The organism is Nonomuraea sp. NPDC050556, from assembly GCF_044457355.1.
Classification (GTDB): Bacteria; Actinomycetota; Actinomycetes; order Streptosporangiales; family Streptosporangiaceae; genus Nonomuraea.
Genome location: NZ_JBITGU010000001.1, coordinates 2,172,825 through 2,192,976 on the forward strand (window position 1 = coordinate 2,172,825; position 20,152 = coordinate 2,192,976).

The window sequence follows — 20,152 nt, forward strand, 5'->3', positions numbered from 1 at the left end:
GGCGCCCGCGACCGGCCGGGTTCTCTTGGAGCCTTAGAGCGCCCAGCAGAAAGACCTCCCGCGCAAATCTCTCCTTTCGCAAGGAGATGTGAGTGCCCCTTCTCCGGAAGCTCTTGCACTTGGGGTCTCCGAGGGAGGCCGGGCTCTGCTGCGTACGGCTATCGCACGGACTTGATCGGGAGTACGGCGAGCGCCCCGATCAGGGAGACCACGGTGGCGGCGACGAACAGCGGCGGGTAACCGCCACCGACCGTGATCACCAGCGACGCGACGAAGGGCGCCGCGATCTGCGGCCCGGCCGCCGCGACGTTGAGCACGCCCATGTCCCTGGCCACGTCCCCCTGGCTCGGCAGCACGAGCGTGGCCAGCGCGATGTCGACGGCGCCGTAGATCCCGAACGCCGTCCCGTGGATGGCCGCGTAGATCAGCACGCCCGTCCAACTCGGCACCAGGATGGGGATCATCAGCGACAGCGCGCTCACCACCCCCGCGACCACCACGAACGCCTTGCGCCTGTCGAGCCGGTCCGACAGCGCCCCGCCGACGAGCGCGGCCACGATGGCGCAGCCGGTCGACAGCAACGTCACCCGCGCCACCGCGTCGGCCGCCGCCAGGCCGGGCGGCAGCCCGATGTAGTCCTTGACGATGTAGAGCAGGTAGGCCAGCACCATGAAGTACCCCAGGATGATCATGGCCCGGCCCAGGAACACCCACAGGAAGTCGCGGTGCCGCAGCGCCGACAGGAGCGCGGGCAGGAACGGCGCCTTGGCCGCGACCACGTACTCCCCCGGGCGCGGATCCCTGGTGAAGCTCACGACGAGTACGGCTGCCGCCACGACGATCGCGCCGAACACCAGGTAGCCACCCTGGAGGTTCCCGGCGAACCGGGCGGCGATCTGGGTGCCCGCGATCGCGCCGACCGAGATCGACACCGCGGCCACGGCCGAGGCGGCGCCGCGCCGGTCGGCCGGAACCCGGTCAGGCACCACGGCGGTGAGGGCGGCGAGGTAGAAGTTCGTCATCGCCTGCCCCACGCACCAGCCGATGCCCAGCATGAGGACGCTGCCCGCCCCGGACAGCAGCGCCATCGACCCCAGCGCGGCCAGCGCGCCGCCGATGAGCCACGGGTTGCGCCTGCCGAACCTGGTGTGGGTGCGGTCGGACAGCGCGCCGCCGATCGGGTTGGCGACGGTGGCGAAGACGGCGCTGATCCCGGCGATGAGGCCGAGGTCCGCGACCTTGCCCGCCGGGTCGAGCGCCTCGACCTGGAGAGCGAGGAGGACGCCCACGCCCGAGTAGAGGGCGAACATGGCCGCGTTGCCGACGAGCAGAAATCCGAGGAGCCGTACCTGGAGGGGGCTTCTACCCGTTTCGTTGTGCAGCATGGGGCTTCCCTTCCCGAATGGGATTCTGCTACATCGATCGCGCGGGAAGCCTCAGACGTTTCTTCTAGTACACGGAAATGTGCGGGTGGTCGTAGTGGTTCGCCGTGGTTCCGCCGCGGTCGGACATCGTGCGCCAGGCGCCCCGCCGTACGTGCCAGATCCGCTGGCGGTAGATCACGTACATGATCCCCAGGCGCTTGGCGTTCTTGATCGCCCATTCCGCGATGCGGTAGCCGCGCGCCACCTCCACCGCTGACGGCATCGCGCCGCCCCTGCTGAGCATGAAGTCGCACGCCCTGCCCAGGGGGTGCTCGCCGCCGTCCTGGATCGAGCGGTAGCAGCCGATGCCGGGACCGGTGCCGAACCGCTCCGCGATCAGCGTCTTGACCAGGCGCATCCGGGGGGTGATGTTCTCCTCGCCGCCCGGCAGCTCGGGCACCCACGTGCCGTCCGACCTGCGGAAGCCGGGCGCCTTGTGGGCGAGGTCGATCTTGTCCCTGATCTGCTCGATCAGCTTCTCTGCCTTCTTCTTGCTCTTCTCGAGGTCGGCGACGCGGGTACGGAGCTCCGTCTCGCGCGCGGCCGCCTCCGCCTGGGCCTTCTTCCAGGTGTCCAGCACCTGGGCGAACCCGGACAGCCTGGCGTTCTGCTCGTCGGCGAGGTGCTGGATGAAGGCCAGCTTGCCCATCACGGTCGCGGGGTCGCGGGGGCCGGACAGGGCGGCTATCGCGCCGTGGTCGTCGTCCATGTACTGCGCCACGGCCATCATCCTGAGCTGCATCGACTCACGGTCGAACACCTGCTGGGCGGCTTTGGCCTTCTCTCGCGCGGCTTTCTCCGCCTTGTCGGCCTTCTGGAGGTCGATTCTGGCGGTGTAGTACTCGGTGATCATCTTGTCTGAGCGGGTCTGGAGCCGGCTGAGGTCTTTCTTCAGCTGCTTGAGCGACGGCTTGGGATCTGCTTGCGCGGGGGGCGCCAGGAGAGCCAGGAGGGTCAACGTCGCGACCAGGGTTCGCAGAACGGCGGATGACGCAGCCGCCACACTTCTCCTTCGCCCGAATGGCAGGGCGAAACCGGGTCAGGCCGGGGGCGCCCTCTGTCCGATGGACGATAGTAGAGGATGGGGTCGGCGGGCGCGCAATCAGGTCATCTCGCTATCCCGATCACCCCTCCCCTCCTTTCCGGTCACCCTTCCCTCCCCATTCCGGTCCCACCGCCCCGCGAGCCCTCGCCACCTGGCCACTGCCAGGGCGTGGGGTCTTGCGGCGGCGCAGGAGAACAGGAAGCGGGAGGACTGCCAGGCCGAGGAGGCCCGTGGTGATGTCCAGCCCGATGTCGGCGTCCAGGAGGTCGCCGTCGCCTGGAAGGCCCACCGAAACCCTGACCTCGACGGACAGCAGTGGTGTCGGCTGCTTCTGGGTGGGCTGGGCAGTGGGCGCGGCGGTCGGTGGGGGTGCGGTGGTCGGCTCGGGGCGGGTGGTGGGCTCGGCGGCCGTCGCGGTGGGGCGCGCGGTCGCGGGCGGGGTGGTCGGCGGTGGGGTGGCCGCCGGTGAGGTGGGTGTCCTGGTCGGGTGGGGGCTGCTGGTCGGGTCCGGGTTCTCGCTGGTCGGCGTCGGGTCCGGGGGTGTGGTGGTCAGGGCGGGGCCGTCCGTGGGGACGAGGCCGGTGGGGACGACGTCCGAGGGTGAGGCCGTGGGTAAGGCAGTGGGTGACACGGACGGGCTGGGGGTTCCGGCGGGAGTGGTGCTGCTGTGGGACGGCGGCGCGGCGCCGACGGACTGCGGCGGCGGGTCGCGCCAGATCGTGAACGTCCCCACCACAGCCGCAGCCGTCACCACCGCCAGCCCCGTCGTCAGCGCCAGCTTCCCCACCGTCGTCTGCCCCAGGCTCGTCGCCCCCTGCGCGTACGGCTGCCCGGACGAGGGACGCACCAGCCCCAACACGCCCAGCCCCGCCACGGCCCCGGCGCCGAGCGCCACCCGCCCGACCTCCTCCCACCCGGCGCCATACGCCTCGCGCGCCGTACGCTCCAGCTCCTCCAGGAACGCCCCGGCAGAAGCGGGCCGGTCTGCGGGATCCTTGGCCAGCCCCAGCGCGACCAGCCCACGCACCGGCTCCGCCACGTTCCCCAGCGGCGGCTCCGCGTGCTGATGCTGATAGGCCAGAGCCGCGTCGTTGCCACCCAGGAACGGCCGGTGCCCGGTGAGGCACTCGAAGAACACCACCGTGGCGGCATAGACGTCGGTCGCCGGGCTGGCGGGCGCGTCGTTCCACTGCTCGGGCGCCATGTAGGCGGGCGTCCCCGCCGGCACGCCCGGTTCCCCGGCGCGCGCGGCGACGCCGAAGTCGACCAGCTTGCTGCCGCCCTCAGCGGTGACGATCACGTTCTCCGGCTTGAAGTCCCGGTGCACGACCCCGGCCCGGTGCGCCTCGGCCAGGCCGAGCAGAGCCCCTTTGAGTACGGCCAGCGCGGCCTCGGGCCCCGTGGCCCCCTGATCCCTGAGCAGCCGACGCAGGGTGACGCCGTCGACCAGCTCCATGACGATCACGGCGTCGTCCGCGCCCTCGGCGTACTCGAGAAGCCTGGCGATGTGCGGGCTGTCGAGCTCGGCGATGAGCGTGGCCTCCGCGCGGAAGCGGCTGCGGAAGGCGGCGTCGGCGCGCAGGCGCTCCGACAGGTGCTTGATGGCCACGCGGCGCTGGTCGGGACCGTGTACGGCGAGCATCACGTGCCCGGAGCCGCCGTGGCCGAGCTCCCGGATCTCGGTGTAGCCCGGAACCTCCATGGCGGACGCCTCCTGCCGCTAAAGATCCATATTTCCGGACATTAACGCGAGGTCGGACCGCGTGTCGAGATCAGGGGGCGATTTGCCCTCCACACCCCATAGGGGTATACCGTGGCCCTCAGAAGCGCGGAATAAGTGGATTGGACAATGATGGCAACGCACGACGACCACCAGGGCCACGGCGAACACCCCCACGCGGGCCACGCAGACCACGCAGGCCACGCGGCCCCTGGCGCTCACGATGCGCACGGTTCCCATGCCGCCCACAGCGCGGGCCCCGTCTCCTGGAAGATGGCCGCGCAGGCGACCGCCCACTGCCTCACCGGCTGCGCCATCGGTGAAGTGCTCGGCATGGTGATCGGCACCGCCCTCGGCTGGTCCAACCTGCCCACCCTGGTGCTGGCCATCGCCCTGGCGTTCGTCTTCGGCTACGCCCTCACGATGCGCGGCGTCCTCAAGGCCGGAGTCGGCTTCAAGGAGGCCCTGAAGGTGGCGCTCGCCGCGGACACCGTCTCGATCATCTTCATGGAGATCGTGGACAACGGCGTGATGATGGTCGTCCCCGGCGCCATGGACGCCGGACTCGACACCGCCCTGTTCTGGGGCGCCCTGGCGTTCGCCCTGCTCCTGGCCTTCCTGGTGACCACCCCGATCAACAAGTGGATCATCGGCAAGGGCAAGGGCCACGCCGTGGTCCACGCCTACCACTGAGCTACCTGCCCAGCGCCTCGATCATCAGGCGGGCAGCAGCGGCCCCCGAGTACTGCTGCTGTCCGGTGATGAGCAGCCCGTCCCGCACGGCGTACGGGCGGAAGCGCGAGTTGACCACGAAGTTGGTCCCCGGCAGCTTGCGTGCCTCGTCCTCGATCCTGAACGGCTGGATGGTCTGGCCGCCGTAGGCGTCGGCGTAGTCCTCCTCGCTGTTGGCGAACCCGGTCCAGGTCTTGCCGGTCACCAGCAGCTCGCCACCGGGCAGCGTGGCCCTGAGCAGGATGCACGTGGCGTGGCAGACGACGGCGGTGACCTTGCCCGCCTGGTGGAAGGCGACGGCCAGGTCGTGGACCCGCTGGTCGTCGATGAAGGTGATCATCGGGCTCTGTCCCCCGACGAACAGGACGGCGTCGTGGTCGGCGACGTCCACCTCGGCCAGCGGCCTGGTGTTCTCCACCAGGGCGAGGTGCCGTGGGGAGTTGATGAAGCCGAGGCTGATCAGGTCCTCCTCGGAGTAGCCCGTGCTGTCCCTGGGGTCGCTCCACGGGTCGGCCACCAGCGCGCCGCCCGAGGGGCTGGCGAGCTCCACCTCGTACCCGCGCTCCATGAACTCCCAGTAGGGATGGGTCAGTTCGGACCACCAGAAACCGACGGGCCAGCCGGTGCGCGGGTTGACGCCCGCGTTGGGCGCCACGATCAGGATTCGCCTGGGGTTGATCACATCGAGGTCAGCTGTCATGCCGCCACCCTGCTCGGGCCTGATGACGCGCCGATGACGTCTCAGTGACCTCGCGCCAGCAGGTCGAGGGCCTCGCGCTCGAACAGCCGGAACCCTGCCGCGCGCGACGAGCGCCGGGCCTCCTCGGCCTGCTCCGCCGCTCGCCCGTGCTCGCCCAGCGCGGCGTAGACCTCCGCCAGCCCGATCCGCGCCTCCACCTGCTGGTAGAGGCCGCCCGACGCCAGCACGTCCCGGTAGAGCGCCTCGGCCTCGCCGTACTCGCCCAGGCGGTAATGGGCGGCGGCGAGCACGTTGCGCACCACGGTCGCGGTGAACGGTTCGCCGGACTCGCCGCCGCGCGCCGCCGCCCTGCTCGCGTACTCCCACGCCTCCTCGGGCGTCCCGGCCAGCCTGGACAGGATCGCCAGCGACATCGCCTCGCCGTCGGCGCGTCCCGCCCGCGCGTTCAGCTCCAGCGCGGTGTCGGCGTCCCGCCTCGCGCCCTCGTGGTCGTCGAGGTAGAACCTGGCGACGGCCAGCCGGTTGAGGCAGGAGGCCTCCAGGGCCGGAACCCCCGCGTCCCTGGCTCTGGCCAGCGCGTCTTCCAGGTGGGCCAGGCTCTCTGCCAGGCGCCCGCCGCGGAGCTCGACGCTGCCCAGGTTCGCCAGCAGCCCGGGGACCGACGCCGGGTCGTCGCTGGCGTCGAGGGCGACGCCGTACAGCTGCCTGGCCTTGTCCAGGTCGCCCACGTGGACGGCGACGTAGCCCAGCGTGTTGAGCGCGTGCGCCCTGCCCTCCGGCCAGTCGATGCCGGCGGCGAGCGCCTCGGCCCGTTCAGCCTGCCGTACGGCTTGCGCGGCATGGCCGGGGCACAGGGCGCTCGCCCTGGCCAGCCCGACGCGGATGAGCACCTCAGCCCGGGGATCGGGCGCGGCCCGCATTGCGGCGTCGTAGACGGGGAACGCGTCGACCTTGTCGCGGCGTAGCCAGAAATATTGGGACAGCGCCTCGGCGAGCAGCACGGCCGTCGGTCCGTCGCTCTCGGCCGCCGCGCGCAGGTTGGCCAGCTCGTCGTCGAGGAAGCCGGGCACCGCGTGCTTGCCGTACGGTGGCCCGGAGCGGAGCGCGGTGGGAAACAGCGCCCTGGCTGCGGCGTCCGCGCTCCCGGCGTACCACCTCAGCAGCCGCTCGCGCGCCTCTGCGTCGCCAGGCTCGCCCGGCTGCGACCGCGCGTAGAGGCCGACCAGGTCGTGGAAGGCGTAGCGGCCGGACGGCGACCGGTCCAGCAGGTGCGCCCCCACCAGGCCGTCCAGCAGCCTGGACGCCTCCTGCGGCCGGGCGTCGAGGAGCGCGGCGGCCGCGCCGGCGGTGAAGTCGGGGCCGGGCACCAGCGCCAGCAGCCTGAACAGCCTGCGCTGCGGGTCCGCGAGCCGCCGGTGCGACACGGCGAACGCGGCCCTGACCGACGCCTGCTCGTCCCCGTCGATCTCCAGCGCGGCCAGCAGGTCGCCGCCGCGCAGTTCGGCCACGTAGTCGCCGATCTTGCGTTCCGGCTGGTCGGCGAGGTGGGCCGCGGCGATGCGCAGCGCCAGGGGCAGCCGCCCGCACAGCTCGGCGAGCTCGGCGGCCGGCGCCGGTTCGTCCTGGACCCGCCGTTCCCCGATGATTCCGGCCAGCAACGTCCGGGCTTCCTCCTGTTCGAGTACGGCCAGCTCCAGCCTGACCGCGCCGTCGCGGGCGATGAGCCCGCTGAGCCGGTCGCGGCTGGTGACCAGAACCAGGTTGCCCGCGCCTCCCGGCAACAGCGGCCGCACCTGCTCGGCGCTCGCCGCGTTGTCGAGGATCACCAGGGTGCGCCGGTCGGCCAGCAGGCTGCGGTACATCCCGGCCGCCTCCTCCACCTCGGCCGGGAGCAGGTCCGCAGGCACGCCCAGCGCCCGCAGGAACCTGGCCAGCGCGCCGATCGGCTCGGCCGAGCCGGTGAAGGCGACGTGCAGCTGCCCGTCGGGAAAGTCCTGGCGCGCCTGCCACGCCCACCGGACGGCCAGCGCCGACTTGCCCACGCCCGCCGGTCCTGCGAGCACGACCACGCCACGCCGGGACAGCCCGTCCAGCTCCCTCAGCAGCGTGGCGCGCCCGACGAAGCCGGTGGGCCCCGCGGGCAGCTGGCCCGGCCGTACCGGAGCCTCTTCCGCGCTCAGGAGCTGCTGGTGCAACCGGCGCAGTTCGGCTCCCGGGTCCACGCCGAGCTCCTCGGCGAGCGCCCGCCTGGCCCGGTCGTAGACGGCGAGCGCCTCGCTCCGCCGTCCGCTCTGCCGTAGCGCCCGCATGAGCTGGGCCTGGAACCGTTCGCTGAGCGGCTGGGCGAGGACGAGCTGCTGGAGCTCGCCGACCACCTCGGCCGCGTGGCCCGCCCGCAGGTCGGCCTCCAGGCGCTCGGCCAGGAGGAGCAGCCGCAGCTCGGCCAGCCTGCCGCCCTCGTCACGCTGGAGCGCGTCCGAGGGGACGTCGAGCAGCGGGCGGCCGCGCCACAGCGCGAGCGCCTGGCGCAGGAGCTCCCTGGCCCGCTCCGCCGTCTCGGTCCTGGCCCGTTCCTGGAGCTCCAGAGCCTGCCAGAGGTCCAGCTCGCCCTCGCGCACCTCGATCAGGTAGCCGGGAGGGGCGGTGACGATCCGCGCGGCGACCTGCTCGCCCAGGGCCCGGCGCAGCCGCATCATGTAGTTGACGACCGTCGGGCGGGGCGTGCCCTCCCCCATGAGCTCGGCCAGCTCGTCCACGGCGACTACCTCGTTGGGACGCAGCAGCAGCGCGGCGAGCAGGACCCGCTGGCGCGGCGCGGACACCACGACCGCGGCCGCCCCGTCCTGTACCAGGAGCGGGCCGAGAACACCGAACTGCATCCAAGCTCCTGGTTCGTCATCGAAACGTCATGGGGTCTTGCCACATTCTCCCCATGCAAGTGAAATCACCAATTTTCCGGGCGTTCTGGGTGGCGGGCCTCCTTTCCACGATCGGGAGCTGGGTCCATCTGGTGGCCGCCGGTTGGCAGATGACCACCTTGACCCACTCTGCGGCACCCGTGGCCCTGCTGCTCACCGTCACCTCGGTGCCGGCCTTCCTGCTCGCCCTGCCCGCAGGCGCGCTGGCCGACGTGGTCGACCGCAGGCTGCTGATCATCGTCACCCAGGCGGGCCAGGCCGTGGTCGCCGCCGTCCTCGGCGTCGTGTCGCTGGCCGGGGCGATGACGCCGACGCTCCTGCTGGTCCTCACCCTGCTCCTGGCGACCAGCGGCACCCTCGCCACGCCCGTCATGCAGGCCGTGGTCGCCGAGCTGGTGCCCCGCGAGCAGCTCCCCGCGGCGGTCGGGCTGGGGGCGACCTCCTTCACGCTGTCGCAGGCGGTCGGCCCGGCGCTCGGCGGCGTGCTCGTGGCCGTCGCGGGGCCGGGGCCCGCGTTCCTGGTGAACGCGGTCTCGTTCCTGGCGGTGATCGTGGTCGCCGCCGCCTGGCGGCGCGAGCGGCCGATCGCGGCGATGCCGCCGGAGCACCTGCTGGGAGCCGTCCGCGCCGGAGCCAGGTACGTGCGCAACGCTCCGGCGCTGCGCGTGGTCCTGGGCCGCGCGGTCGCCTACGCGCTGTGCTTCACGGCGCTTCCCGCCCTGCTGGCCCAGATCAGCCGGGTCCAGCTCGGCGCGTCGGCGGCGCAGTACGGGCTGATGCTCGGCGCGCTCGGGGTGGGCGGGCTGGCCGGGACCCTGCTGCTGCCCAGGTTGCGCGGGCGCTTCGACCACGAGCGCCTGGTGATGGTCGCCATGCTCGGGTACGCCGCGGCGTTCGCGACGCTCTCCCAGCTCACCGCGGTGGGCCCGGCGCTCGCCGTCCTCGTGTGCGCCGGGCTGGCCGGGATGACGACCATGTCGACGCTGAACATCGCCGCCCAGTCCGTGCTGCCCGACTGGGTGCGCGGCCGGGGGCTGGCCGTCTACCAGCTCGCCTTCGCCCTGGCGATGGCCGCGGGCGCAGCCGGGTGGGGGCTGGTCGCCTCGCTCGCCGGGCTCCGCGTGGTGATGCTCGCCGCGGCTGTGGGCCTGCTGGTCAACATCCTGCTGGCCACCCGGGTACGGCTGACCGTGGCGGAGGGCGTCGACACCGCCCCGCTGCACCTGGACCTGCCGAACCTCGACGCGCGCCTCGACCCGGCCGACGGCCCGGTGCTCGTCACCGTCGACTACCGGGTTGCCTCGTCCGACCTGGCCGCCTTCCTCGCGGCCATGCGGCCGATCAGGACCATACGGCGGCGCGACGGCGCGATGCAGTGGGGGCTCTACGGCAGCCTGGACGACGCCGGGCTGCAGCGGGAGGCGTTCGTCATCGCGTCGCGGGCGGAGTACGAGCGGCTGGCTGAGCGGGCGATCCTGGCGGACTCGGCTCACCTGGAGCGGGTGCGGTCGCTCGCCTCGGAGTCCCGTACCTACCTGGGCCACCACTTTCCCGCGCGTTTGAGTGTACGGACCACGGGTGAGGTCTCCAGCTCGCGCACGCCTTCCAGGGGGGCGACGCGCTCGGTGAGGTAGCGGTAGAGGTCGCGGGTGTCGACGCAGGTGACGCCGACCATGAGGTTGGAGGGGCCGGTGGTGGCCGCGGCCACGTCCACCTCGGGGTGCTCGGCGAGCGCGGCCCCTACGGCGGCCAGGTGGGAGGGGCGCACCTTCATCCAGAGCCACGCCTCGGCGCGGTACCCGAGGGCGCTGGGCGGCACTTCGACGTCGAACCTCAGGACTCCGGTGGCGCGCAGCACTTCCATGCGCCGCCGTACGGTGGACTGCGACCACCCGGCGGCCTCAGCCAGCTCCGCATGCCCAGCCCGGCCATCACCCGCGAGAACGCGCACCATAGCCAAATCCCCCGGCCCAACCTCCACCTCACCCCGTTGGCCCGCATCCCCCCTCCCACGCGGGACGGCAACGCCCCGCCCGGAGCCTTCACGTGAGGTGGACACACCTCGCTCGGCGCCCCCATCCGGGGCGTCAGCGCTTTGCTCGGCACCACCGCTCGAACCCCTGCCCAGGGGGGCAACGCGCCGCTCGGAGCCACCACCCGGACCCTTGCCAGGGGCGGCCCCCTCCCGCTCGGGCCCCCCGTCCAGAGCGGCAACCCCCCGCCCGTCGCCCCCGCTCGTCCCCTTGCCCGGGGCGGCAACCCCCCGCTCAGTGTCCCCGCCCGAGGCGGCAACGCTCTGCCCAGAGCTCACCCCCACCCCCGAGGGTGCGGTTAGTTGCCGGGTCTGGGCTTCGGTGAGAGCGGTCGCCCGGCTGCGCCATCCCGCGTACAGGTGCAGCGTCTCGTGTGCGGACATCGCGACGATGCGGGGTGTGCGTGGCAGTTTGCGCAGCAGCACGTCGTCACTCTCGCCGCCGGTGATGCCACACGCGATCTCCGTCCCACCGGACAGCAGCCGCACCCAGACCGTGTCCGCCCGCCGAGCGAGCGCCTCAGCCACCGGCATCGCGGCGTCCGGAGTGCAGGTGAGCCGGACCGCCCACGCCGTACCCCCGGCCCGCGTCCCGTCCAGCACCCCGACGACCCGCAGCACCCCCTCCGCCCGCAGCCTCCGGTACCGCCGCGCGACGGTGTGCTCGGAGACGTCGAGCACCTCCGCGATCCGACTGAACGGCGCCCGCCCGTCAATGTGCAAGGCATGCACGAGAGCGAGATCAACACCATCCAGAACGCCGGAATTAGCCACATCTCACTGTCTCACGCCACTAACCACCGCTTGGGTCGCTCTGACAGACGGAACAGACCATGCCCGATCAATCCTGAGCACATGAAAGTGATCGTCATAGGAGCCGGGATCGGCGGCTTGTGCCTCGCCAACGGCCTACATAACGCCGGTTTCGACGTGAGCATCCACGAAGCCACGCAGAGTCCACGCCCCCAGGGCTACCGCCTGCACCTGAACGACGACGGCATAAACGCCCTCACAACCACCCTGCCCCCGGAAACCTGGAAAACCTTCGAAGCGACCGCACGCGTCCCCAAGCCCCGCTTCGTCCACCTGGACACCCAACTCAACCCACTGGACGTAATGGAGCACCCCGGCAGACACCTCTCCGTCGACCGCACGGAACTCCGCCAAACCCTCCTGTCCCCCGTCAAACCCCTCATCACCTACGGCAAGCGCCTGACCACCTTCCATACGCACCCGTACGGCGTGACCGCCCACTTCACCGACGGCACCACAGCGAGCGGCGACATCCTGATAGGCGCCGACGGCATCAACTCAGCAGTCCGCCACCAACACCTCCCCCACGCCCGCATAACCGACACCGGCCTGGTGCAGCTGTACGGCAAGCTCCCCCTGTCCACCGACGACAAGTTCTCCAACATCTTCACCGCCATCACCGGCCCGGAGCACCGCGTGGTGGGCCTGGGCGCGACCCGCGACTACCTGACCTGCTCCTTCAGCACCCGCACCACGGACCTCGGCGCCGACCTCCACCACATGCCCCAGAACGCCCTGCGATCCGCAGTGATGGACCGAGTCTCCACATGGCACCCCCAGGTACGCGACATGATCGCCCGCTGGCAAGAGATCTTCCCCGTGCCCCTACGCACTTGCGTACCAGTGGCCCCGTGGCCAACCTCCAGGGTGACCCTGCTGGGCGACGCCATCCACGCGATGAGCCCGGCGGGCGGCGTCGGCGCCAACACCGCCTTACGCGACGCCGCCACCCTGACAGCCGCCCTCACCACAGGTGCCTCTCCTCTGGCGGCGATCCACGCCTACGAGAAGTCGATGACCGACTACGCCTTCACCGCCGTCCACACCTCAGCCGCCCTGGGCACCAGGTTCCTCGGCCAGAACCCCCTCCCAACGTGACACCCACTGTGCGGGACACTCACGTGGCGAAAGTGCCTTCCCGCGGGACCCCTCCGGCGGGAGCCCACCTGTACGTGCCTCCAGAACCCGACGGGCCCACGCCGCGCAGGTCCCCTCGTGTGACCGCTAAGCCCCGCCTCGTGGACCCCCGTCGCGTGGCGCGCCTCCTCGTGTGTGGTCCTCTCCGTAGGCGCTCCCCTATGAGGCCCTCCCCCTGTGGTGTCGTGTGGGGGTCCTCCCTGTGTGGGTCGCCAGGGCGTGTGGCGGGCAGTTCTCCACGCGGCGAGAACCAGGAGCGGTGGTGGAAGCCGCATAGCTGGTCAGGCGACGGAATCGGGAAGCCCCATGGGTGGTCAGGCGGCGGGTTGGGAGGTGAGGAGGGTTTGGATGGAGTGGGCGGCCGCGCGGCCGGCGCGGTTGGCGCCTACGGTGCTTGCCGACGGGCCGTAGCCGACCAGGTGCAATCGGGGTTCCTTGATCACGTGGGTGCCGTCCACCTTGATGCCGCCACCGGGTTCGCGCAGGTGGAGCGGGGCCAGATGGTCCAGGGCCGAGCGGAAGCCGGTGGCCCACACGATCGTGTCCACCGCCTCGTAACGCCCGTCCGCCCAGGTCACACCGTACGGCTCGATCCTCGAGAACATCGGCAACCGGTCCATCACCCCCTTCGCCATCGCCTCCCGGACGATCGTGCTCATGCCCAGGCCCGTCACGCTGACGACGCTCTGCGGCGGCAGGCCCGCGCGGACGCGTTCCTCGACGAGGGCGACCGCGTGCCTGCGGGCGTCCTCGCCGAAGTCGTCGCTGCGGAACACCGGCGGCCGCCGCGTCACCCAGAACGTCTCCGCGCCGACGTCGGCGAGTTCCGACAGCACGTGGATCGCCGACGCGCCGCCGCCGACCACGACGACCCGCTTTCCGGTGTACGGCGCAGGCCCGGCGTAGGAGGCGTAATGCAGCTGGGTGCCGCGGAAACCGGCCGCGCCCGGGTAGTAGGGCCAGTAGGGGCGGGTCCAGGTGCCGGTGGCGTTGACGGCCGCCCTGGCCGCCCACTCCCCCGCGTCGGACGTCACCACGAGCCTGCCGTCATCACCGTCCGCCACCGAGGTCACCTTGACGGGTCGCAGGATGGGCAGACCGGTCTCCCGCTCGTAGGCCCCGTAGTAGGCGGGAACCACCTCGGCGGCGGGCCTCATGAGGTCTTCCGCGTCGGGCTCGCGTTTGACGCCGGGGAGGTCGAAGATGCCGTGCACGCGGGCCATGTCGAGCGTCGGCGAACGGTGCCGCCATGCGCCACCCGCACCCTGCTCGGCGTCGAGCACGAGGGTGTCGAGGCCGGTCCTGCGCAGGTGGTAGGCGCTGGACAGTCCTGCCTGCCCCGCGCCGATGACGACGACGTCGATCTCGTTCACACCCCCTACCAACCCCACCACCCACCCCGCTTCTTCCCACCCCAGGGAGTGCGCGCCGCCAAGCGGCGGTACGGCCCGCGAGAGCCCCGAGGGGCGGCCACCTCGTCGCACGTGAGGCCCCCCGGGGCGCGCAGGCGCGGGGGACGGAGCACGGCGCGGGGCGACGCGGTGCAGCGGGCGCGGGCCCCGGCGCCAGGACAGGGGCGTGGGGCCTGGCGCGAGGGCCTGGCGCGAGGGCCTGGCGCGTGGGGCGTTGGGCGCGGGCTGTTGAGCGTTGGGCGTGGAGCTTTGGACGCCCAACGGGGAGTGGGGGTCGCGGGGTGGGGCGCCGGGGGTTGCGCGCGAGCCCGGCGGTGGGTTGGCGCTGGGTGGAGCGGGTCTCGGCCCTCCGGCGTCGGGGCCCGGTGTGGGGCCTCGCATGAGGACCTCGCGTGGGGTGAGGGCGCTCGGGTGGAGTGGACGCTCGGGTGGAGTGAGCGTTGGGGTGGAGGGGCGCTCGGGTGGGGTGGGGTTAGAGGCGGAGGTCGGTGTATATGGCGCGGTGGTCGGTGCCGGGGACGTCGAGGATCTCTACGCTGGCCACCCCTGCGCGGGAGTCGGCCAGGATGTGGTCGATGGTGATCATGGGGGGCAGGCGTCGGCCGTTGGGCCAGGTGGGGGTCAGTGCCTTGCCTGCGCGGTCCGCTGCGTCGAGGTAGCCGCGGGACAAGAGGTCGCGGAACGCGCGGTGGTCCAGGCTGGCGTTGAAGTCGCCTGCCAGCACGCGCAACACGTCCTTCGACGCGGACGGCAACGCGGCCAGAGAGGCGTTCCATTCGGACGTCATCGAGCCCAGCGGTGGGTTCGGGTGGACGGCTACCACCTGGACGGGGCGGCCGTCGGGCAGGGTGACCGTGGCTGCGGGCATGTTGTGGCCTATGGGGGTGAAAAGGCCGGTCAACGGGGTCATGGGGAGGGCGGCGTAAAGGCCGCTGCCGGTTGCGCCGTAGTCGGGTTCCAGCACGCGGTACGGCATCAGGTCCTTCAAGCCTGCCGCGTCCAGGCGGTCGACCTGGGCTGGGGTGAGTTCCAGGGCGCTCAGGACGTCGGGGTGGTATTTCCGGACCAGCGCTACGACGGTGTCGGGGTCTGCTCTCCCGAACATGTTCAGGGACAACACGCGGAACGGCTTGCCCTGGCCTACCGGGACCCCGGTGGCTCTGGGCAGCACCAGTACGGCGAGCACGGCGCACGCCACCAGTGCGGCGATCGCGGCGGGGCGGTTGCGTCGCCACACCAGCAGCGCCACCACCAGCGCGCCCGCCGCGCCGTACGGGGTGAGGGTCATCAGCTGGGTGACGAGGCTGCCCACCTCGATCCCGAACAGCCGCACAATCGCCCAGGCCACGAAGAACCCGGCCAACGTCCACGACACCCAGCGGCGTTTGCGCCGGGTGCCGGGAGGGCGTTCTGCGACGACGGTGATGGTCACCGTTCGATTGTTGCCAGTGAACCTTAAGAAATTATGAGGTCCCCATCAGACCCGCCCGGAGGAGCAGGGGCCCGTAACAGGCGAGAGCCGTAGGAGGTGGAGGCCGTAAGAGGCGGGGGTCGTAGAAGGTGGACGCCGTAAGAGGCGGGGGCCGTAGGAGGTGGAGGCCGTAAGAAGCGGGGCCGTAAGGGGCGGGGCCCGTGAGAGGCCCCGCCTGGAGGGAGGTCAGGGGACGGTGATGCGGTCCAGGTTGGGGCCGCCGTTGGCGGTGGTGGCGGTCAGGCGGATGGTGTTGGCGCCCGCGTTCAGCGGAACCTGCACCGTGGACTCCACCCAGGTCGTCCAGGCGCCCGTCGGGTCGAAGGGCTGCGCGGAGGCGACGGTGACGCCGTTGACGACCACGTCCATCGGCCGCCCGATGGTGGTGCCGTTGGCGTAGCGGATGGTCACCGGCTTGGTCCCGGCCGCCGCCGCGTTCACGGTGAACTCCACGGAGGAACCCACCACGTTGTCGTAGTTCACGAACCCGGTCCCGGTGAATCCGGCGTGGTTGGACTCCACGACGCCCTGCGAGATCACTCCGTTCTCCGCCTGGTACTCAGGAGAAGCAACGGCAACGTCCAGGTAGTCCAGGTTCGGCCCGCCGGAAGCCGTGGTCGCCGTCAGGGTGACGGTGTTGGTCCCGGCGTTGAGCGGCACGGTGAGCGTGGAGTCCGCCCAGGTGTCCCAGTTGGCCGTCCCGTTGAAGTCACGCGTGACCGGCGCCGACCCGTTGACGCTGACCGACATGGGCCGGTTCGTCGTGGTCCCGTTGGCGTAGCGGAGGGTCAGCGCCGCCGTACCGGCTGAGGGGGCGGTGAAGGTCCAGGTGAGGCCGCTGCCCACGACGTTGTCGAAGTTCACGAACCCGGCCCCCGAGTACCCGAGGTGGTTGGACTCGACGGCGCCCTGGGTGATGGCCGCGTCCTCCGCCTCGTGCCGGTTTCCCGAGACCGAGACGGGCTTGGCCCTGATCAGGCGGGTTTCACCTGGACGCAGGGTGGCGCTGTAGCCGGAGGAGACGGTCCCCTCGGAGGCCCCCGACCACAGGTTGGTGACCTCGGCCGCGCCGGTGAAACCGACCTGCGACCAGGTGACACTCACCGTGGAGTTGCCCGAGGTGCCGGTGTTGAACAGCGCGACGACGTATTCCCCCGAGGCTTCCCGCTTGCTCCACACCTGGTTGACGCCGCTGTTCACGATGCGCCTGGCGGCCACGCCGTCCTGGTTGACCGCGATGAGCCGGTCGTTGGTGAGCATCGCCAGGTCCACCGAGGTCAGCGCGGTGAGGTCGGTGCCGAGCAGCAGCGGCGAGGCGGCCATCGCCCACAGCGTCATGTGCGAGCGCCGCTGGTCGGCGGTGAGCCCGACCTGGTCGCCGTTGCCGATCTGCAGGGAGTCGAGGTCGTTCCAGCCGCCGGGCCCCGCGTACGGCTGCCAGTCGGCGGCGGAGGTGAAGCGGCTGGTGACCTTGGCCCAGGTGGTCAGCGGGTAGCCGCTGCCGTTGGGTCCCGGGCCGCAGTAGCACTCGACGTCGCCCTGGGTGCGCCAGCTGTTGGCGAGGCGCTTCCAGGTGGTGGCCTGCGCGATGGGCAGGTTGTTGGACAGGGCGAAGTTGATCGGCCTGCCGGTCTGGCGCAGCGCCTTGTCCCAGGCCTCGACGTCGGCGACGGTCGTGGCGTCCACGCCGTCGATCTTGAGGTAGTCGACGCCCCACGACGCCATCTGGTTGGCCCAGGAGTTGATGAACGCCTGCGCGCCCGGGTGGCTGTACTTCAGCCGGTACATGTTCTTGCAGTTGTAGTTCTTGTGCGTCTGCGTCGTGTCCGCGATGTCCTGCGCGTGGTAGGAGGTGCCCTCGATCGGCTTGTTGGCCGTGACGGCGTTCTTGGCGATGCCGGGCGTGACGTAGAAGCCGAACTTCAGCCCCTTGGCGTGCACGTAGTCGGCCAGCGCCTTGATCCCCGACGGGAACTTGGCGCTGTCGACCGCCCACCGGCCGAACCCGTCGACCATGAAGCCGTTGGCGTCGCACTTCTGGTAGAAGTCGTCGAGGTTGATGTAGACGTAACCGTGCGCGGCCAGCCCGCTGCTCACCAGCGCGTCGGCCTGCGCCTTCATCTTGGCCTCGTCCGGCCAGCGACGCACCCAGCTCCAGCTGCTCCACCCCATAGCGGGACGGATCGACAGCCCGTTGTCCGATGCCTCCGCAGCCGGGGCCCCCACCAGGGAAGCCGCGATCAAAGCCATCACCACCCACCATCGAGCCATGCCAATGCCTTTCACGAGCCGAGAGTGATCTTGTCGAGGTTGGGGCCGCCGCCCGCCGTCGTGGCGGTGGCCCGCACGACGTTGGTCCCGGCGCTCAGGGGTACGGCGAGCGTCTGCGTCGCCCACGTGTCCCAGTTGGCGGTGGGGTCGAAGGCGAGCTCGTCGGCGACGAGGACCCCGTTGACCGTGACGTCCATCGGACGGCCCGCGGTGGTGCCGTTGGCGTACCGGAACGTCAGCGTGCCTGGCCCGGTCACCGTGAACTCGACGTAACTACCGACCACGTTGTCGTAGTTGACGAAGCCCGTCCCGGTGTATCCGGCGTGGTTGGACTCGGCGGCCCCCTGCGAGATCACCCCGTCCTCCGCCTGGTAGTCCGTGGCCGGCGACCCGCCGAAGGTGACGTCGACGTAGTCGATGTTCGGGTTGCCGTTGGCCGTCGTGGCCGTGGCGCGCAGGGTGTTGCTGCCCGCGTTGACCGGGACGGTGAAGGTGTCGGTGGCCCAGCTGTCCCAGGTGCCGGTGCTCGCGTAGTCGCGCGAGCCGTACACCGTCGTGCCGTTGGCCGCGATCGCGGACGGCCGGTTGGTGGTGGTCCCGTTGCTGTAGCGGAGCTTGACCGTCGCGGTGCCCGCCGCGGGTGCGGTGAACGCCCACTGCAGGTAGGAGCCCGCGACGTTGTCGCCGTTGACGTAGCCGGTGCCGCTGTAGCCGGTGTGGCTGTTCTCGAAGACGCCCTGCGAGATCGTGCCGTCCTCGGCCTCGTAGCGTCCCGGCGGGGTGACCGTACCGCCCGGGTAGGAGCCGCCGACCCACGCCTCCTCGACCCGCCAGCGATCGACGCCGTGCGTTCCGGTCTTGGTCAGGCGGACGTAGCGGGCGGTGACGGGGCTGAGGTCGATGACCTGCACCCCTCTGGCGTTGGGTACGGTGCCCGTCTTGACCGCGCTCCCCCACGACGAACCGTCGTTGCTGACGTGCACCTGGTAGCCGGAGATGCGCGCCGAGCCGGACGACGGGTAGACGGTGGAGTCCTCGCGCTGGTTGAAGCCCAGGTACTGGATCTTCTTCGCGGAACCGAGGTCGAAGGTCACCGAGGAGGTCTCCCCGTAGGTGAGGTAGTTGCCGTCACCGGCAGCCGAGGGCGAGGTGGCGACCCCGGTGTAGATGCCGGTCCGGCCGCTGGAGACGACCTTGAAGACCGTGTCGTACTGGTCCCAGGAGGAGACGCCGCTCAGCGTGAGCGTGCCGCCCGACTGGGTGAAGGTGACGGGCGCGCCGGTGCGCAGGTTCGTCACCGAGGAGATCGTGTAGCCGTTGTCGCGCACCGACAGCGTGCTGCCCGTCGGCGGGGTGACCACGTGGATGTAGTGGCGGTTGGGGTCGTTCTTGGCGATCGTGGTGACGCCGTGCGCGCCGTTGTTCCAGAAGCCCGGCTTGAGCCCGCCGTACATGTAGCCACCGCCCTCGGTGCCGTTGAGCGACTCCCAGATCGGGTCGAGGTAGGTCTGCGCGAAGTTGTTGAAGGCGACCTGCTGGGCCGGGAACTTGCCGTTGACCATCGCGGTCTCGGCCATCAGCGCCTTCACCGACGAGCCCGCGTTGGTGATCAGCCGGCCGAGGGTGAGCTTGTAGTCGATGGTGGAGTCGCTGCCGCCGTACCACCAGGGGCCGGACGAGGGCAGCTTGAAGTCGGCCTCGATGAGCCGCGGGGCCGCCGTGTAGACCGCCTGCGGGTAGTCGTAGGACGGCGTCATGCCGGTCTTCTGCTCGTTGCTGATCATGTCCATGATCGGCGTGTCTTCGTTGTTGTTGGAGATCGTCATGTCGGGGCGCTGCTGGTAGATCTTGGCGTAGAGGTTGTTGCGCTCCCAGTAGGCGTTGTCGTTGTCGATCCAGAACCCGGCGAGCTTCGGGTAGCGCTGCATCTGCTCGAAGAACTGCAGGTAGCTGAACTCGCCGAAGCCGTCGCGGGTGGTCAGGTCGACCGTGTGCCCGACGTAGGACGAGAAGGCGCTGGAGTTGAGCCACGAGCCGGAGCTGAGGCCCTCGTTGTGCCACTGCGGGTCGTCGGTCATGTAGTGGATGACCTTCAGCCCCTGCGCGTCGGCGGCGTCGATGAGCTCGCCGAGGAAGTCGCGGCTCGTCTTGCACGAGCCCGGGATCGCTGACGGGTACGGCCTGGCGTAGCCGAGCCTGCTGTGGAACGTGGCCAGCACGATGTACTGCGCGTGCAGCTTCTTGGCCTCGTTCACCCAGTAGGTGGGGGTCCAGCCGCCGCTGATGACGTCGGCCTCCCACTGGGAGCAGCTGGTGTGCTGCGGCGAGGTGCGCTCGCCCCAGTGCAGGAACAGCCCCGAGATCGAGCCGCGGAGGAAGGCCTGGCGCGGGTGCTGCAGGTCGGCCTGGGCGGGAAGCGCCGTCAGCAGGGACAACAGGAGAGCGAGGACGGCGACGCGGGCCGTACGGGACATTGC

At 71.0% G+C, this 20,152-nt stretch carries 13 protein-coding genes; 3 read left to right on the top strand and 10 right to left on the bottom strand.

The genetic code is table 11. The features are described from left to right. Positions 1-158 precede the first annotated feature (158 nt). From ACIBG8_RS10825 to ACIBG8_RS10835, 3 genes are all read right to left on the bottom strand, one after another. Complete coding sequence (locus tag ACIBG8_RS10825) at positions 159-1,385, bottom strand: MFS transporter (RefSeq protein ID WP_397342440.1); 1,227 nt, start codon at positions 1,383-1,385, stop codon at positions 159-161. 64 nt (positions 1,386-1,449) lie between these two features. Next, positions 1,450-2,427, bottom strand: coding sequence for a coiled-coil domain-containing protein (locus ACIBG8_RS10830; RefSeq protein WP_397342441.1), 978 nt, complete (start codon positions 2,425-2,427; stop codon positions 1,450-1,452). 121 nt (positions 2,428-2,548) lie between these two features. Further along, complete coding sequence (locus ACIBG8_RS10835) at positions 2,549-4,171, bottom strand: protein kinase (protein ID WP_397342442.1); 1,623 nt, start codon at positions 4,169-4,171, stop codon at positions 2,549-2,551. 147 nt (positions 4,172-4,318) lie between these two features. On the opposite strand from ACIBG8_RS10835, the gene ACIBG8_RS10840 reads away from it, so the two are divergent. After that, positions 4,319-4,882, top strand: a complete 564-nt coding sequence (locus ACIBG8_RS10840) for a DUF4396 domain-containing protein (protein ID WP_397342443.1) — start codon at positions 4,319-4,321, stop codon at positions 4,880-4,882. Position 4,883: 1 nt separating this feature from the next. Here ACIBG8_RS10840 and ACIBG8_RS10845 read toward each other — a convergent pair whose 3' ends face one another. Together ACIBG8_RS10845 and ACIBG8_RS10850 are read right to left on the bottom strand one after the other, a co-directional pair. Beyond that, the gene (locus ACIBG8_RS10845; protein ID WP_397342444.1) at positions 4,884-5,621 is read right to left on the bottom strand and encodes a type 1 glutamine amidotransferase domain-containing protein; all 738 of its coding nucleotides are present in this window, start codon (positions 5,619-5,621) and stop codon (positions 4,884-4,886) included. A 41-nt stretch (positions 5,622-5,662) separates the two neighbouring features. Continuing rightward, positions 5,663-8,500, bottom strand: coding sequence for an ATP-binding protein (locus ACIBG8_RS10850; protein ID WP_397342445.1), 2,838 nt, complete (start codon positions 8,498-8,500; stop codon positions 5,663-5,665). A gap of 53 nt (positions 8,501-8,553) precedes the next feature. Here ACIBG8_RS10850 and ACIBG8_RS10855 point away from each other — a divergent pair, with 53 nt between their 5' ends. Beyond that, positions 8,554-10,173: an MFS transporter gene (locus tag ACIBG8_RS10855; protein ID WP_397342446.1), complete on the top strand. Its 1,620-nt coding sequence runs from the start codon at positions 8,554-8,556 to the stop codon at positions 10,171-10,173. Here the strand turns inward: ACIBG8_RS10855 and ACIBG8_RS10860 are convergent. Next, complete coding sequence (locus ACIBG8_RS10860; RefSeq protein WP_397342447.1) at positions 10,071-11,345, bottom strand: Lrp/AsnC family transcriptional regulator; 1,275 nt, start codon at positions 11,343-11,345, stop codon at positions 10,071-10,073. The two genes, ACIBG8_RS10855 and ACIBG8_RS10860, sit on opposite strands and share 103 nt — an antisense overlap. 81 nt (positions 11,346-11,426) lie before the next feature. On the opposite strand from ACIBG8_RS10860, the gene ACIBG8_RS10865 reads away from it, so the two are divergent. Continuing rightward, a complete protein-coding gene (locus tag ACIBG8_RS10865) occupies positions 11,427-12,482 on the top strand; it encodes an FAD-dependent oxidoreductase (protein ID WP_397342448.1) in 1,056 nt (351 codons plus the stop codon). A gap of 353 nt (positions 12,483-12,835) precedes the next feature. Here the strand turns inward: ACIBG8_RS10865 and ACIBG8_RS10870 are convergent, their stop codons facing one another. The 4 genes from ACIBG8_RS10870 to ACIBG8_RS10885 all read right to left on the bottom strand — a co-directional run bounded on the left by ACIBG8_RS10870 (position 12,836) and on the right by ACIBG8_RS10885 (position 20,149). Next, positions 12,836-13,894 (bottom strand): FAD-dependent oxidoreductase, encoded by a 1,059-nt coding sequence (locus ACIBG8_RS10870; RefSeq protein ID WP_397342449.1) that lies wholly within the window; start codon positions 13,892-13,894, stop codon positions 12,836-12,838. Positions 13,895-14,405: 511 nt separating this feature from the next. Further along, the gene (locus ACIBG8_RS10875) at positions 14,406-15,365 is read right to left on the bottom strand and encodes an endonuclease/exonuclease/phosphatase family protein (protein ID WP_397342450.1); all 960 of its coding nucleotides are present in this window, start codon (positions 15,363-15,365) and stop codon (positions 14,406-14,408) included. Between the two features lie 225 nt (positions 15,366-15,590). Continuing rightward, the gene (locus tag ACIBG8_RS10880) at positions 15,591-17,654 is read right to left on the bottom strand and encodes a carbohydrate-binding protein (protein ID WP_397342451.1); all 2,064 of its coding nucleotides are present in this window, start codon (positions 17,652-17,654) and stop codon (positions 15,591-15,593) included. 32 nt (positions 17,655-17,686) lie between these two features. Beyond that, positions 17,687-20,149, bottom strand: coding sequence for a carbohydrate-binding protein (locus ACIBG8_RS10885; protein ID WP_397342452.1), 2,463 nt, complete (start codon positions 20,147-20,149; stop codon positions 17,687-17,689). Positions 20,150-20,152: the final 3 nt, after the last annotated feature.

Coding starts and splice junctions, on each gene's coding strand:
- ACIBG8_RS10825 (WP_397342440.1), bottom strand. CDS start 1,385: ATGCTGCACAACGAAACGGGTAGAAGCCCCCTCCAGGTACGGCTCCTC.
- ACIBG8_RS10840 (WP_397342443.1), top strand. CDS start 4,319: ATGATGGCAACGCACGACGACCACCAGGGCCACGGCGAACACCCCCAC.
- ACIBG8_RS10850 (WP_397342445.1), bottom strand. CDS start 8,500: ATGCAGTTCGGTGTTCTCGGCCCGCTCCTGGTACAGGACGGGGCGGCC.
- ACIBG8_RS10880 (WP_397342451.1), bottom strand. CDS start 17,654: ATGGCTTTGATCGCGGCTTCCCTGGTGGGGGCCCCGGCTGCGGAGGCA.
- ACIBG8_RS10845 (WP_397342444.1), bottom strand. CDS start 5,621: ATGACAGCTGACCTCGATGTGATCAACCCCAGGCGAATCCTGATCGTG.
- ACIBG8_RS10835 (WP_397342442.1), bottom strand. CDS start 4,171: ATGGAGGTTCCGGGCTACACCGAGATCCGGGAGCTCGGCCACGGCGGC.
- ACIBG8_RS10885 (WP_397342452.1), bottom strand. CDS start 20,149: ATGTCCCGTACGGCCCGCGTCGCCGTCCTCGCTCTCCTGTTGTCCCTG.
- ACIBG8_RS10855 (WP_397342446.1), top strand. CDS start 8,554: ATGCAAGTGAAATCACCAATTTTCCGGGCGTTCTGGGTGGCGGGCCTC.
- ACIBG8_RS10865 (WP_397342448.1), top strand. CDS start 11,427: ATGAAAGTGATCGTCATAGGAGCCGGGATCGGCGGCTTGTGCCTCGCC.